This window comes from Micromonospora sp. NPDC049114, from assembly GCF_040648635.1.
Taxonomy (GTDB): domain Bacteria; phylum Actinomycetota; class Actinomycetes; order Mycobacteriales; family Micromonosporaceae; genus Micromonospora.
Genome location: NZ_JBEZEA010000002.1, coordinates 1,004,566 through 1,018,672, shown reverse-complemented (window position 1 = coordinate 1,018,672; position 14,107 = coordinate 1,004,566). Strand labels below are relative to the sequence as shown.

At 69.0% G+C, this 14,107-nt stretch carries 13 protein-coding genes; 7 read left to right on the top strand and 6 right to left on the bottom strand.

What is annotated here, in order from left to right:
- Positions 1–19 precede the first annotated feature (19 nt).
- The 6 genes from AB0B39_RS12110 (at position 20) to AB0B39_RS12085 (ending at position 5,917) form a co-directional block, all read left to right on the top strand.
- Complete coding sequence (locus AB0B39_RS12110; protein ID WP_357574290.1) at positions 20–973, top strand: ABC transporter ATP-binding protein; 954 nt, start codon at positions 20–22, stop codon at positions 971–973.
- Between the two features lie 2 nt (positions 974–975).
- Positions 976–1,746, top strand: a complete 771-nt coding sequence (locus AB0B39_RS12105; RefSeq protein ID WP_234581252.1) for an ABC transporter permease — start codon at positions 976–978, stop codon at positions 1,744–1,746.
- The gene (locus tag AB0B39_RS12100) at positions 1,743–2,516 is read left to right on the top strand and encodes an ABC transporter permease (protein WP_357574289.1); all 774 of its coding nucleotides are present in this window, start codon (positions 1,743–1,745) and stop codon (positions 2,514–2,516) included. Before AB0B39_RS12105 ends, AB0B39_RS12100 begins: the two co-directional genes overlap by 4 nt.
- Before the next feature lie 58 nt (positions 2,517–2,574).
- The gene (locus tag AB0B39_RS12095; RefSeq protein WP_357493108.1) at positions 2,575–3,894 is read left to right on the top strand and encodes a hypothetical protein; all 1,320 of its coding nucleotides are present in this window, start codon (positions 2,575–2,577) and stop codon (positions 3,892–3,894) included.
- A gap of 165 nt (positions 3,895–4,059) precedes the next feature.
- Positions 4,060–4,536, top strand: a complete 477-nt coding sequence (locus AB0B39_RS12090) for a flavin reductase family protein (RefSeq protein WP_357493106.1) — start codon at positions 4,060–4,062, stop codon at positions 4,534–4,536.
- Positions 4,537–4,888: 352 nt separating this feature from the next.
- On the top strand, positions 4,889–5,917 hold the full coding sequence (locus AB0B39_RS12085) for a winged helix-turn-helix domain-containing protein (RefSeq protein WP_357493104.1): 1,029 nt from the start codon (positions 4,889–4,891) through the stop codon (positions 5,915–5,917).
- An 817-nt stretch (positions 5,918–6,734) separates the two neighbouring features.
- Here AB0B39_RS12085 and AB0B39_RS12080 read toward each other — a convergent pair.
- From AB0B39_RS12080 to AB0B39_RS12055, 6 genes are all read right to left on the bottom strand, one after another.
- Positions 6,735–7,256 (bottom strand): YbaK/EbsC family protein, encoded by a 522-nt coding sequence (locus tag AB0B39_RS12080; RefSeq protein WP_357493100.1) that lies wholly within the window; start codon positions 7,254–7,256, stop codon positions 6,735–6,737.
- 29 nt (positions 7,257–7,285) lie between these two features.
- The gene (locus AB0B39_RS12075) at positions 7,286–8,095 is read right to left on the bottom strand and encodes a hypothetical protein (protein WP_234580923.1); all 810 of its coding nucleotides are present in this window, start codon (positions 8,093–8,095) and stop codon (positions 7,286–7,288) included.
- Positions 8,082–8,837 carry a hypothetical protein gene (locus AB0B39_RS12070; protein WP_357493096.1) on the bottom strand — a complete coding sequence of 252 codons (756 nt, stop codon included), beginning with the start codon at positions 8,835–8,837 and terminating at the stop codon, positions 8,082–8,084. The genes AB0B39_RS12075 and AB0B39_RS12070 overlap by 14 nt, the downstream gene beginning before the upstream one ends.
- A 6-nt stretch (positions 8,838–8,843) precedes the next feature.
- Positions 8,844–10,136 carry an ATP-grasp domain-containing protein gene (locus tag AB0B39_RS12065; RefSeq protein ID WP_357574288.1) on the bottom strand — a complete coding sequence of 431 codons (1,293 nt, stop codon included), beginning with the start codon at positions 10,134–10,136 and terminating at the stop codon, positions 8,844–8,846.
- On the bottom strand, positions 10,133–11,665 hold the full coding sequence (locus AB0B39_RS12060) for a hypothetical protein (RefSeq protein WP_357574287.1): 1,533 nt from the start codon (positions 11,663–11,665) through the stop codon (positions 10,133–10,135). Before AB0B39_RS12060 ends, AB0B39_RS12065 begins: the two co-directional genes overlap by 4 nt.
- Positions 11,666–12,077: 412 nt before the next feature.
- Positions 12,078–13,043 carry a LysR family transcriptional regulator gene (locus tag AB0B39_RS12055; protein ID WP_357493090.1) on the bottom strand — a complete coding sequence of 322 codons (966 nt, stop codon included), beginning with the start codon at positions 13,041–13,043 and terminating at the stop codon, positions 12,078–12,080.
- 102 nt (positions 13,044–13,145) lie between these two features.
- On the opposite strand from AB0B39_RS12055, the gene AB0B39_RS12050 reads away from it, so the two are divergent.
- Positions 13,146–14,102, top strand: a complete 957-nt coding sequence (locus tag AB0B39_RS12050) for an EamA family transporter (protein WP_357574286.1) — start codon at positions 13,146–13,148, stop codon at positions 14,100–14,102.
- Positions 14,103–14,107 lie beyond the last annotated feature (5 nt).

Genomic DNA, 14,107 nt, shown 5'->3' with positions numbered 1-14,107 from the left:
TCATTCACGGGGAGACGAGATGACGCAGGCGCTGTCCTGGGGGCAGCCGGCACCGGTTGTGCATGCCCGGGGCCTCACCAAGTCCTACGGCGGCCCGGCTGCCGTCGACGGGGTGGACCTGGAGATCTGGGCCGGTGAGTCCGTCGGGATCCTGGGGCCCAACGGTGCCGGCAAGACATCGCTCATGCGCATGCTGAGCTGTGTCTCCCTCCCGTCGGCCGGCTCGCTGCGCATTTTCGGGCTGGATGCCGCGAAGCAGAGCCGCGACATCCGGCGGCGGCTGGGCATCGTGCATCAGGAAGACATCCTCGACTCGGAGCTGACCGTCGCCGAGAACATCTACATCTACGGCAGGTATTTCGGGATGCCCCGTGCGGTGATCCGCGAGAACAGCGCCGAGCTGCTGGAGTTCGCCAAGCTGTCGGATCGTGCGGACTCCCGCGTAGAGACCCTCTCCGGAGGGATGAAGCGGCGACTGAGTATCGCCCGTGCCCTGGTCAGCAAGCCGGAAGTCCTGTTGCTCGACGAGCCGACGACCGGCCTCGACCCGCAGGCGCGGCACGTGCTCTGGGATCGGCTGGCGATGCTGAAGACTCGTGGCGTCACGTTGATCCTGACGACCCACTTCATGGACGAGGCCGAGCAGCTGTGCGACCGGATTCTGCTCATGGATCGGGGGAGCCTCCGGGACGAGGGCGCTCCGCAGGAGCTCGTCACGCGCTATGCGTCGAAGGACGTCGTGGAGATCCGCGCGAGCGGCGCAGCGGACGTGTCCGCGCTGGCGGAGCTGGTCGGCAAGATCGGCAATCGGATGGAGCAGCTGCCCAACCGGCTGTTGCTCCACGTCGACGACGGTGATCTCGCCCTGCGCGCGGTGATCGACCTCGGCGTCGATCCCCGGGCCTGCCTGGTCCGGCGTGGCTCGCTGGAAGACGTCTTCCTGAGGCTCAGCGGCCGGAGCCTGCTGGGGTGACGATGCCCTCGATCCTTGTCGCCTGCGAACACTGGCTGCTCCAGTACCGCCGCACCTGGCGAGGTACGCTCACCAGCTCGATTCTCGCGCCGCTGCTCTACCTGGCGACGCTCGGGCTCGGCCTCGGCGCGAGCTTCGATCTGCAGGTCCAGGCCCACACCCAGCGGGTTGACTACGTGGTGTTCGTCGCCCCGGGTCTGCTGGCCGGCTGGGCGCTGCAGACCGCGGCCGAAGTGTCGGCGTACCCGGTAGCCACCGCGATGCGGATGGACCGCACGTATCACGGCATGGCGTCCTCACCGGTCGGCTACCGCGGAGCGTACGCGGGACACCTGGCCTTCATCGCGCTGCGTGTCGCCATCAACTGTGCGATCTTCCTGGCGGTGCTGGGCGCCCTCGGGATCGTCACCTCGTGGTGGGCGGTGGTCGCGCTCTTCGTGGCGGTGCTCACCGGCATGTCGTGTGCCGCGCCCATCCTCGCGTTCTCGGCCGCGATCACGCGGGACGCGAGCCTGACGACTCTCACGCGCCTTGTCGTGACGCCGCTGTTCCTGTTCTCCGGGATCTTCTACCCGGTCAGCGTCTTCCCCACCGTGCTGCAGTGGCTGATCTCCGTCACGCCGCTCTGGAACGGGGCGGAACTCTGCCGGCAGTTGATGACGGGCCACGCGGACCTCCGGCCGGCGCTGCTGCACCTGTTGGTCCTCGGGTGCTACCTGCTGCTCGGCACTGTCGCGGCCGAGCGGATGTTCAAGAGGCGATTGACCCTATGAAGTCGGCAATTCTCACGGATGTCAGCGCGGTAGTCGAGCGGAACTTTTTGGTCGCCCGGAAGACCTGGTCGGTCCTGCTGTCGGGCATGATCGAACCGGTCCTGTTCCTGCTCTCCATCGGACTAGGTCTCGGTTCGCTGCTCGGGCCGGTGGAGGTGGGCGGCGAGACGGTGCCGTACCTCGTCTACTTCGCCCCGGCCCTCATCGCGACATCCGCCATGAACGGCGCCCTGTACGACTCGACAGTGAACTTCTTCTGGAAGCTGCGCTACCGACGCCTCTACAAGCAGCTCCTGTCGGCGCCGATGAACATCAAGGGCATAGTCGCCGGAGAGATCGTCTGGGCGCAGCTCCGGGGTGTGGTCTACGCGGTAGTGATGTTGGTGATCATCGGCGTGTGCGGCGGCCTCAGATCCCCCTGGGCCGCACTCGCCGTACCGGCCGCGTTGGTGGTGGGATTCGCCTTCGCGGCCATCGGCGTCGCGATCGCCACGGTGATGCGCAACTGGCAGGATCTCGACCCGGTCCGCTTCGGCACGCTGGTGCTCTTCCTCGCGAGCGGCACGTTCTTCCCCACGTCGGCTTACCCGCCGGCCATCGGTCACCTGGTCGAGCTCTCGCCCCTGTACGCGTCCAACGAACTGGTCAGGGCGTTCTGCGTCGGGCGGGTCGGTGCCGCCCAACTGCTCCAAGTGGCCTATCTGGTGGCCCTGACCCTGGGCGCCCTCTGGATCGCCGTGCGTCGTTTCGGACGCCTGCACGCCGACTGAGCGCCGGCCCGCCCATCTCCCACCTGTGGGAGGAGAACCTCCGAAGGAGCCTGACGCCGTGCAGAACACGAGCCGCCACGTTGTCCATCTCGGTTTCGCCGAGCAGCACCTCGACTCGATCGAGTTCGGCGACCACCAGGTGTCCCTGCTGGTGCACCGGCACGTCGTCGAGCAGATGTCACCCGCCGCGCGGCAGCGGTTCGTCCGCATCGGCGTACTGGACGTGCCGCACACGTTGGACTTCGAGGACTACGACCGGGCGCTCGACCAGATGATCCCGCTGGTCGAGGAGTTCGCCGTCGAACTGGGTCCGCCGGTCGCCGTCGTCGCCATGTACGAGCACGTCACCCTGCCGGCGGCCCGGCTGCGCGAGCACTTCGGCATTCCGGGCGTCGGCGTCGAGACGGCGGTGCTCTGCCGCGACAAGGTCCGCATGAAGGAGGCGATGCGGGGCGGCGGGGTACGCGTTCCCGCGTTCTGGGCGGTCGGCGCAGCCACCCCGTACGCCGACCTGGAGAGGATCGCGGCCGCCGTGCCGGGCGGGATCGTCCTGAAGCCGCAACGCCAGGCCGGCAGCTTCGGCATCAGGGTCTTCCGCGACGCGGCGGAGTTCCTCACGTACGCCCAGGCGCACGGCATCCCCGACGATCACGAGGTGGAGGAGTTCGTCGCGGGCGAGGTGTGCCACGTCGACGGCGTGGTCCGGGACGGTCAGATCCGCTTCATCAGCGCCTCCCGGTACATCGGCGACTGCTTCAACTTCCGGACCGGCACGGAGCACCTCTCGTCCGTCACGTTCGACGACGCGGCGACGCTGGCGCGGATCAGCGACTTCACCGCCCTCGTGCTGAAGTCGCTGAGATTGCACACCAGCACCTTCCATCTGGAGCTGTTCCTCACCCCCGACGATGAGCTGATCTTCCTTGAGGTCGCCAACCGCTTCGGTGGCGCCTACATCGGTGAGGCCATCCGCGCCGTCTACGGCGTGGACCTGGTCCGCGAGTCCGTCCTCGCCTGTATGGGCCTGCCGTCCGAGGTCGGGACCGTCACCGACATCCTGGGGTACGCAGAGGTCGGAGCCTCCGGTTGGCTCTACCCGGCCCTGCCGGAGATGCGGCCCTGCGTCGTCAAGCGCATCCGCGGCCTCGACACCTGCCCGGACTCCGTGGTGCTGTCCGAGATCCCCAACATCGGCCAGACGCTGAACGACGACATCACGGCTTTCCCCAGTGCGGGCAGGTTCGTGCTGGCCGGAGCGAGCACTGCGGAGGTCGAGCGCGACATCCGACACCTCGCCGCCACGTACGCCCTGGAAACCTGCCCGCGGGCTACCTGGTCACGAGACTGCGCAGTGCCGCCAGGACCGCCCGGTTGCTGACCTTGGTCCGTCGCTGCGCATGTCCGGAACCGATATCCGGACCAACGGCGGCCCATTGCTCCATGAGGTGTTCGCACCACCGGACAGTGCGGCCCGCGGCCGTGCGGACGTGAGTGGGGGATCGAGATGACGGCGGACGCGCCGGACCGAGCGGCGGCACCTCCGGTGAGCGCGGATGAGTTCCGCAACGCGATGGCGCTGCTGGCAGCACCGGTGGCCATCGTGACCACTCTTTTTGACGGGCGCCGCTGGGGCTTTACCGCCAGCGCGGTGACCGGGCTGTCCCTCAGTCCACCGCTGGTCTCGGTGGCGATCGATCGGGCGAGCCGGTCGCACGGAGCCTTCGTGCTGGCGAAGGAGTTCGTCGTCAACGTGTTGGCGGAGCAGCACCGCGAACTCGCTTCCCGGTTCGCGCGTCTGGGACCGGACAAGTTCGCCAACCACACCGACTCGACCTTCCCGGGTACCAGTCTCCCCGCCATCGATCAGGCGATCGCCCAGTACCGCTGCACCCGTCAGGCGGTGGTACCGGTCGGCGACCACGACCTCGTGGTCGGTGAGGTGAGCATGGTCCTCCGGGATGCGGCTCGACGGCCCCTGCTCTGGTACGAACGGGGCTTCCACGCCGCGGTCCGGCTCTGACCTAGACCGGCTGCCCCTGCGGCGGGACCCCGGAGAATCCCTGGTGATGTCGTGGCCGATCGGGTCGAGATCGGACTCGTCACTGCGACAGACCACGCCGCCATCGTCCTGGTCGGGCTCCCGTCAGCGTGCTGGTGCGCCGATTCGCGCTCAGGCGCCCACAGGCCAACATGGACCTGGTACGCCGCGCCGGTGAGGTGGAAGTCACAGCCGAATGGACTTAGCGCGGATTGTTGCGCACCGTAGTTATCCCAGCACGCGGGAGAATGTTGCCTGATCGATCCGGATTGATTAAAGCTGGTGTGGGTTCCGCCGGGAGTTGTCGGCGGACACGGGGGCTTGGAGGAATTCGTTGTCGACGTTCGCGTTGAGTGAAAGTAAACACTGCTCGGTCAGAATCTCCTGCAGTTCATTGTGGGAATCTCTCGCCAGTATCCGATTGGTCTACAGTGCTCGAAATGCCGCACCGTGGCCTTACGGAAATTGGCTGCAGGCCACCCGGCGTTCAATCAAGCGAGACGGACCGGAACTCACGCCCTGGCTGCGGGACCTGTTGCAGATCCACGGCGGCATGTTGCCGTCGTTCGTCACGCCCTTGCCGAGATCGGCGTCGCCCACCCTCGATGAGGAGTTGGCGGACCTCCGGGCAGTGCCGCCGGCGCAGGTGCGTGCCGAGCTCGAGCAGTGGGGCGGCGGGCTCCAGTCGCGTGCCCTGCGCTCCCTTCATGAGTGCCCCGAGCAAGCCCTCGACCAGCTCGCGGACATGGTGGCGGTCTACTGGGAGGTGGCACTGCGCCGGTATGCCACCGCCATACGCTCGACCTATGAGGCGGAGATCTTCGCCCGGTCGCGGGTACTGGCCACGGAGGGCCCGGAAAGCCTGCTGGACAGCCTGCACGCCCAACTGCCGCAGGTGGGCACGCCTGGCGTCGGGGCGCCGCCGTCGGCGTCCGAGCCGATGTCGCGGGTCCTGATCGTCCCGTTGCTCTTCGGCCGGGGACCGTCGCTGACGGCGACCGCCCCGCACGGCGTCGTGTGCTTCTCCTACCAGGCCTGCGGTGCGGCCGTGCTGAGCGGTGCCGCCCTGGAGCCCGGCCGGGCGGACGGCACGGGGCGCAAGGACCGTCTGGAAATCCTGCTGGGCCGCAGCCGGGCGGCAATCATGCGCGGTGTCACCGTGCCGACCACCACCTCGGCTCTCGCCGCTGAGCTGGGCCTCGCCGTCAGCACGGTGTCGGAGCACCTGGCCGTGCTGGTGGCGGCGGGAGTGGTCAAGCGCCGGCGGGCGGGCATCCGGGTCCTGTACGAGCTGGACCGGGTTGGCCTGCCGTTGCTGGGCTACCTGGGCAGCGATTCGATGGCCATGTCGTCCGCCGGCTGAGCGTGCCTGCGGGCCGCACGTCATGTCCCGGTGCCCGCCGCGCCGGCAGCTTGCCCGGCGTGCTGGACTACGACCACGAGGCGGCCACGGATGACGCCCCGCGAGGCGGGGAGGCCAGGGCCGGCGCCGCGGCGGAGCCGTGATGACACTGCTGCCCGCGGGCGCTCGCCTCGTCTGGACGTGGGGTGCGGCATCTGCCCGGTGACGGGCTTCGCGGGCCGGACCGGTGGGTGGCCGGGCTCGACGAGGCCGGGCGGGTGCTGCATCCGGGCTGGGTGTCCAGCATGCGGACACCCGGCCGGCTTGAGCCCGCCGCCGATGCAACCGCGCAACATCTTATCGGCAGGCAGGGACCGCTATGCGGATATCGGCCGTCGCCGTGTGGTGAGGATGATGTCTTTTCACGGCCACGAGGGTGACAGCCGACGTCGACAACGGATTTGTCGGCTCCGTTCGAATTCACCGCCACAACAATTCCAGGGACTGGATCACATGCCCCGTCGGGGACGGTCGAGAAAATGGCACGGCTATTTGCCGTCGAAGGTGCCGACGGGGCCGGTAAGGCCACTGCCGCCCCGGGCCTCGTCGCCCAGTTCCACCTTCCAGCGGCACTGAAAGATGTGACGATGGCCGGCCCGACCGGGCCCGCCCGGCGGTCTGGGTCGGTGAGGTGATCAACCACTGTGCACGGATCGCCGCGTCGATCAGCGCCGGCTGACGGGTGCCGCCGGTCGGCGATCCGGCCGATGGCGCTGGCGCCGGGTCCGGTCCGAGCGGATCCGACCGCATCGGGAGCCGGCGCCACCGGCCGGATCGCCTACGCCACCTGTTCGATCGGGGCGGTCCGGTCGAGCCCCGGCCCCTGCGCGATGTCGAGCAGGGTGGGTCTGGCCAGGCGGAGATAGTCCGTGGTGCGCAGGGCGACGGAGCGGTCCAGCGCTGCGGCGTTGAAGAAGATGTCGGTTGTCTCCAGTAGGGCCGGATCCACGATCAACTCCAACTCGGCGTCGAAGGCGAACGGCATGATGGTTCCGCTGACGGTGCCGGCGAGCCGTTCGGCGGTCTGCCGGTCGGCGAAGCCCGCGTCGCGGCCGCCCACGCTCTCGCGGATCCGGTCGAGGTCGACGCGCCGGTCGCCGGGCACCACGGCCAGGACGAAACGAACCTGCCTTTTGCTGATCTTCACGCGGACGACGATGCACTTCGCCGCCTGCTCCGGAGGGTGCCCGCGCAGCAGGCTCGCCCGTTCCGTCCGGCCTTCCGGGGCGTGCCGGATCAGCCGGTATTGTGCGCCGCCCTCCTCGAGCAGGTTCAGCAGCCGGTCCGCCGCGGTGGGCACCGGATGATGCTTGTCCGAGGGTTCGGGACTCATCCCCAGACCACCGCAGAGTCGAGCGTGTCGTCCGCGAAACCGATGAAGAAGCCCATGGTGAGCCGGTCGGAGCCGGAGACCCGCTCGATCGAGTGGTACCGGGTGGGGTTGATCAGGTAGACGTCGTTCGCCTGTGGGCGGAACTCGTGGCCGGGCACGTCCCTGACCACCTGCTCGTCGTAGCCCAGCCCACTCTGGATCTTGTACTGCTCGTCGGCGGCCGCCCAGGGCTTGCGGTAGATCCGCAACTCGCCGCCGCTGTCGCACTCCTGGATGCACACCACGCAGCTGAGCTGGTAAGCCAGATCCTGAAGGGCCACCTCGGTGCCCGCGGCATCGCGCATGATGTTGTCGTTGTGCAGGGGATTGCGGACGCCGTCGGCGTGGATGCGGATCACCGACTCCGCGTACTCGCCCCGCCCCGGTTGCGCCGCCGGCTCGAGGCTGCTCAGCCCGAACTGCACCCGCAGCCCGTCCCGGACGTGCTGGGCCAGGTCGAATGAGACGCCCTCCAGCATCACCTTGGCCTCCTTCGCGGCCTGGAGGTAACCCTCGAAGTCGTCGAGGTACTTGGCCAGGTACGGGCCAATGGTCGTGAGCGCGCCGTTGGCGTACGTGGTGGTGGAGGCCGAATCGAAGACCTCCCGGAGCCGAGCTCGATTCTCGGCGAAGACCTCGTCGGGAAGCAGGTTGCGCAGCACGACGACGGCCACGTCGCCGTCCACCAGCCGGCGGAGTAGGTCCCCGGACGGGCGGGTGGTGCGGACGTCGACGACGACGCGATTCCAGTTTTCAGACTCGTACATGCTGACGTTCTCCTTCGGGTCGGGATGCGGTGGCGGCAGCGGGCAGCGGCAGTTCCAGCACGTGGTCCGTCGGCAGGGGAGTCCACCTGTCCACCGCGCCCAGCGCCGGGATGATCTCCGAGGACACGATGGTGGCTCCGGGACGGTCCAGCCGGGACATACCGAAGTAGATCGGGCGGTCGTTGTCGGCGGGGCTCCAGTGCACGACGTAGGCCGCGTTGAGGTTGACCGCGATCGCGTTGCCGGAGGTGCCTCCGGTCGGGACGGCCCGCAGCCTGGTCAGGGTCTCCACCGGGTCGAGGGCCTCGGCCCCGGGCGGGACGATGTAGTCGAAGTACTCCAGCGAGTCGAACCGGGACGCGGGCAGGCCCAGCCGGCGGTACACGGTGGGCATGAACCCGTTGTGCATGAAGTACCAGGGGAAGTCCCCGGCACGTTCCAACGGGTGGGTGAACTCCAGGCCATGGTTGGTCGGGAGCGTGGCATGGCGAGTGTGGATGGCCAGGAAGGTGGAGCGCAGGCCGATGAGGGGTGACTCACCGACGCTCTCCTCGATCGGCCGCACGTCGCGATGCGTCCGCAGGTGTGGCGCGTCGGGGGCGCTCCACACCGCACCCCAGCCGTTGGGGTGGACCCGCACCGGGCCCTCGTGCGTGGCGGTGCGTCCGCAGGCCATCGCGACGGCGGCGTCCACCATCTCACGGACGTCGAAGTCTCCCACGCAGAGCAGTAGTCGGCACATGAACGATCAGCCCTCCCATCGGTCGGCGACGACGGACCGCAGGTTCTTGAGCACCTCGTCAACGTGGTCGCCGGTGATCAACAGTCGGCCCAGGGCGCCGGCATGCCGCAGCACGTCCGAGGCCAGTGCGGCGCGGTCCACCGCCGGCAGGTCCCGCTCGGGCGGCGCGGGCAGGCGGAGCATCCGTACATCGGGGTCGACGTCGGCCATCGCCTCCGCGACGGCGAGTTCCTGCGGCGAGGTGAGAGACACCTGACCGGCGACCCCGCGACGCGAGCGGGGCGGCAGGAGGGCCGGTGGCGTGTCGTCCAGATGGCACCGGACGGCGATGTCGGCCCAGTCCATGCCGGTCGCGGCGGCCACGAGCGCCACCAGCCCGCCACCGGAGAGCCGGAAACCCATCTCGACGAACACCGGTCCGGCGTCGCCGAGGATGGCGTCGAGGTGGAACGGGCCCTCCCGGTAGCCGGCCGCCTCGACGGCGGACCGCGCCAGCCGGTGCAGCGCGGCGTCCGCGTGGTCACCATGCTCGGCGACGTGGCCGATCTCGCGGAACCCGGACAGCCCGGTGGCACCCGGGGCGTCCTGCGGCTCCACAGCGGTCAACTTGTGGCAGACGCTGAGCAGGTACACGCGTCCGGCCCGCACCACGCCCTGAAGTGAGACCTCGGGACCGCGTACGAACTCCTCCGTGATGACCGCCTCGAACGAGGCGCCGCCGTAGTTGCGCAAGCCGGTGATCACCGACAACGCCTGCCGACGCTGAGCCTCGTCGGCGGCCAGCAACACCCCCAGGCCGCCGCCGCCGTCAACCGGCTTGACCACCTGCGGGTAGGCCAGGTCGGTCCGGGACACGCCACCGTCGGCGGCGAGCACAGCGCTGCGGGGCTGCGGCAGCTCCGGCGCGACCCGTGCGAGCGCGGCCCGCTGCTCCTGCTTGTGCAGTGGCTCGAACGTGGCTCCCATCCGCGGCCACGGCGCCGTGCCGAGGGACCGCGCCGCGGTGAACGCGGCGTCGACGTAACGCTCGAAACCGGTGAGCAGCAGGGCCGGTGCGATGCCGGCCTCCGCCAACGCGGCGATGACCTGCCGGGGGTCCTCCGGGCGCGACACCGCCAGCTCCACGTCGAACTGCCGGCGGCCGAGGTCGCGGCGTCGGCGCAGGTAGCTGGCCGTCTCCACCAGCACCGCCCGCATCCGCCGGGACCGGGCGCAGTCCAGGTACGGGTCGAGCCCGTCCCGGGTGGCCCCCACCTGTACGAAGTCGGATCCACCCGACTGCGGCGCCACGCCGGTCATCGCCCGGAAAGCAGTTCGGGAACCGCGTGGCCGTCGGCTCCCCGCAGGCTGAGGACGACCTTCTTGTGCGGATCGCCCTCCAGGATCGCGTCGATCAGCTCGCCCTTGACCGGCGTGGTGGACGGCAGCCGCAGCGAGCTGCGATAGAGCAACCGCAGCTGTGCGAGGGTGAGTCCGGTGACGCGCTGAAGCCGGCCGGCGAGGGCCGCCACGTCCCCGGCCGGCGGCACCACGTCCTCGGCGAGCAGATCGTGGATGGTCTCGGTCGAGCTCACCAGATCCGGCTGCTCATTGCTCAGGTAGCGGTCCAGGTGCAGGCCCTTCTCCGTGAACGGCGCGTACACCATGGCGACGAGCTGCTCGTCGGTCAGGCCGTACGCCTCCATCGCGTACGCCTGCATCGCCGAGCGCATCCGGGCTACGGCTGCCGCACCGGCGTAGCGCTCCCGCATCACCGTGATGAGGCGGTCGGGGAACTCCTTCTGGTGCATCAGGCCCAGAGCGAAGTCGACGTACTCGGCCAGGCCCTCGGCGTACGTCCGGCCGTGGCGTCGCTCGGTCTTCAGTGCCCGCAGGTGCGCCATGAGCGCCGGGTTGCCGCAGTCGGACTCGGTGAAGCTGAAGGCGACGTCGTCGAAGACGAAGCCGAGGAACTCCGTCAGCAGATCCCAGTGGTCCCCGGAGGCGTATGCCGTGTCGTCGTAGATGGAGAAGAACTGAAGATCGGTGCGGACGTCGGTGGTGATGGCCCGCTCGGCGATGGTGTCCGTCGCGTCCGCACCGTGGATGTCCGCGAAGTAGGCGCCGGAGATCTTGTCGAGGGAGGACAGGAAGCCCTTGAAGCCGCTCCGGTGGTCGGGCGACGGTTGCAGGCCGAAGCGCCGGGCGAGGCGGGTGACCCACAGGAAGTAGTCCCGTTGCTCCGTCTGCGAGTCACCAGTGATGATCACGTTGACCCCGCCGTCGTGGGCGGCGGCGAGCCCGAAGGCGTTGACCATGCTGAGGTTGCAGGCGTTGCAGAAGGTGGGCCTGGCGTCCGCGGCGGTGCGGTGGCCGGTCATCAGGATGTCGACCCGATTGCGCTCGACGACCTCGCGCCGCTGCGGCAGGTCGACGTCGAATGTCGACACCACCGACCCGTCGACCACCAGTAGTTCACAGTCGGGGTCGTCGAGCAGGCCCAGCGCCCGGTACGCCCGGTCGATGTTCTCCATGACGGCGCGCGGCATACCCGCATGCCGGTTCGTCGCCACCCGCATCCGGAAGGTGCTGCCGTAGATCTCGGCGAGGACGAGCTGCATCGCCCGGACGAAGGCGAGGGTGTACGAGCTGTCCTTGCCGCCGCCGTAGGCGACGAGGACGACGTTGCGGTTCAGCGACGCCGGCTCGGGCAGCGCGGCGTACAGGCGCATCGCGCAACGCGCCGCGCTGGTCAGGTTCTCGCGGGACATCGCGGAGCGGAGGGCGGTCAACGCGGCCCGCCGGGTTGCGACCCGGCTGGGGGAGCGCTCGACTGTCGGAGTCACCATTGAGATCGATCACCTTCCCTGTGGCCGTCCCGTCAGGGACCGCACGCGATAGGGCAGGCGCATATGACCGACGACCGGGCGAAGGTGGAATTGCCCGGGCGTACGGATATGGCGTGCCTTTACTGTGTTCCTGGCATCGGGTGATTGTCGTCGTCCGTTACGACCGGACCCGGGAAATGAGAAGCCGAACAGCTATCGGATAAGACTTCGTTTAGCATCGGCAATGACATCGGCGGCCCACCATGGAGCGGCCCTGTGATTGAACCTCAATTGCGCCCCCGTCCGGCAACCCGTTCGATCCCTACAATGGGGGAGGGGGTGCCAGGTGGTCAAGCCGCAATCTCGTAGTTTGAACCTGGCCCCGCCCAAGCGCATCACTTCGACCTATCGGAAATGGCCGAAAGGCTCCTGGTCAGCCAGTCGTCGAACGTCGTGCGGACGTCGCGACATTCGGGGAATCAGAGTGGGCGGTCCGCGCAGCGGATGCTTCGTGCAACGCGTCGAGGGCGGCGGTGATCGCCGGCCGGTCGCTGGTGCTCGCCCGCCACACGGCCATGATCTGCCGGGAGCTGGTTGGCCGCAGCGGCAGTGCCACGACCTCCGACGGCAGGCGCCCACGGCCCAGCCGGGGCAGCAACGCGACGCCCAGCCCGGCGGCCACCAACGACACCTGGGACTGGTACTCGTCCACCTGGCAGGTGATGTCGGGCTGCCGGCCCCGCTCGGCGAAAGTCCGCAGTAGCCACGCGTGACACATCGATCCGGGACGCTGGCTGATCCACCGCTCGGCGACCAGGTCATCGGCGGAGACCTCGTCCCGGCCTGCCAATGGATGCCCGGCCGGCAGGAGCACGTCGGCGACGTCGTCGCCCAACGGGGTGCACCGCAAGCCGTCGGGGAGGACCAGCGGGGTGTTGTGCCAGTCGTGCACGACGGCGACGTCCACCTCTCCCTCGGCCACCAGGTCGACGCCGCGGAGCGGGTCCACCTCCGACACGCGGAGGTCCAGGCCGGGGTGCCGGCGGGTCAGCTCCACCAGCACGTCCGGCAGGAGTCCTCGGCAGGCCGTCGGGAAGGCGGCGAGCGTGAGGCGGCCGGTCGGCGTTCCGTGCTGGAGTTTCAGTCGGGTCTCCGCCCGCTCCAGGGCCGCCAGCACCTCCCCCGCCGTCTGCGTGAGGATCTGCCCAGCGGGGGTCAGCGCCACCCGGCGGCCCTCGCGGTCGAGAAGGGGGGCGCCGGCCTCCCGCTCCAGCTTGGCGATCTGCTGTGACACGGCGGACGGCGTGTAGCCGAGCGCCGACGCGGCCCCGCTGATGGAACCGAAGGTTGCCACGGCGTGCAGCGCACGCAGCCGGCCCAGATCGTGTAGTGAAGCCATGCTAACGAACTCCCATTAGAAAGTGTCAGCCTTCGGGTCCTTGGCGGCGGCGCCGGATGAGACATCATGGGTCCGGTCCGGTGGCGCGCGCCGGGTAGGAGGATGGGCGGTGAGGAGATAACGATGAAGCCGACTCATGTCGGGCTGGTCGTTTTCGTCGCGGCGGTCTGGGGCGTGAACTTCGTTGTCATCGATGTAGGTCTGCAAGACTTCCCGCCGCTGCTCTTCTCCGCACTGCGTTTTATCCTCGCCGCGATACCGGCGGTCTTCTTCGTCGGTTCGCCGCGGGTCGCCTGGCGGTGGGTTCTCATCGTCGGAATAGTGCTCGGCGTGCTGAAGTTCAGTTTCCTCTTTATCGGGATGCACGTCGGCATGCCCGCCGGACTTGCTTCCCTGGTGTTGCAGAGTCAGGCGGCGTTCACCATTGTTCTCGCCACTTTGCTGCTGCGCGAGCGGCCCAGGGCGGTGCAGTTGGTCGGCCTGGGCGTCGCCATGGCCGGGATCGTCCTGGTGGGCACGCGGCTCGGTGGGACGACGCCGGTCGCCGGGTTCCTGTTGGTGCTGGCTGCTGCCGCCTGCTGGGGACTGGCGAACATCGCGACCCGCAAGGCCAACCCGCCGGACATGTTCCGGTTCATGGTCTGGGTGAGCGTGGTTCCTCCCCTTCCGTTGCTGATCCTCTCGGCCGTCTTCGAGGGCGTTCAGGACGACCTCGCCGCGCTGCGCTCGATGTCGGTGTCCGGTGTGGTCGCCGCCGTGTACGTGGCCTGGGTCGCGACCCTGCTAGGTTACGCGATCTGGGGATACCTGATCCGGATCCACGGAGCCACCTCGGTGGCCCCCTACGCGTTGCTGATACCGGTGTTCGGTCTGGGCGCCGCGGCCGTCTTCCAGGGTGAACCCCTTACCGCCGTCACGATCCTGGCCAGCGTGCTGGTCATCTCCGGGGTCGCGGTCGGTGCGGTGCGCCTCCCGCGGTCGGCGTCGTCCGAAGCCATCGTGCCGGTCGGCGGAACCGACGACGCCGTTCCGGTTCTCACGGCGCGGCGTCTGCCGTAGGCCGC

Bases quoted from the DNA above. Each gene is read 5' to 3' on its own strand.
- AB0B39_RS12110 (WP_357574290.1), top strand. From the start codon at position 20: ATGACGCAGGCGCTGTCCTGGGGGCAGCCGGCACCGGTTGTGCATGCC.
- AB0B39_RS12105 (WP_234581252.1), top strand. From the start codon at position 976: ATGCCCTCGATCCTTGTCGCCTGCGAACACTGGCTGCTCCAGTACCGC.
- AB0B39_RS12100 (WP_357574289.1), top strand. From the start codon at position 1,743: ATGAAGTCGGCAATTCTCACGGATGTCAGCGCGGTAGTCGAGCGGAAC.
- AB0B39_RS12075 (WP_234580923.1), bottom strand. From the start codon at position 8,095: ATGTACGAGTCTGAAAACTGGAATCGCGTCGTCGTCGACGTCCGCACC.
- AB0B39_RS12070 (WP_357493096.1), bottom strand. From the start codon at position 8,837: ATGTGCCGACTACTGCTCTGCGTGGGAGACTTCGACGTCCGTGAGATG.
- AB0B39_RS12065 (WP_357574288.1), bottom strand. From the start codon at position 10,136: ATGACCGGCGTGGCGCCGCAGTCGGGTGGATCCGACTTCGTACAGGTG.
- AB0B39_RS12060 (WP_357574287.1), bottom strand. From the start codon at position 11,665: ATGGTGACTCCGACAGTCGAGCGCTCCCCCAGCCGGGTCGCAACCCGG.
- AB0B39_RS12055 (WP_357493090.1), bottom strand. From the start codon at position 13,043: ATGGCTTCACTACACGATCTGGGCCGGCTGCGTGCGCTGCACGCCGTG.
- AB0B39_RS12050 (WP_357574286.1), top strand. From the start codon at position 13,146: ATGGGCGGTGAGGAGATAACGATGAAGCCGACTCATGTCGGGCTGGTC.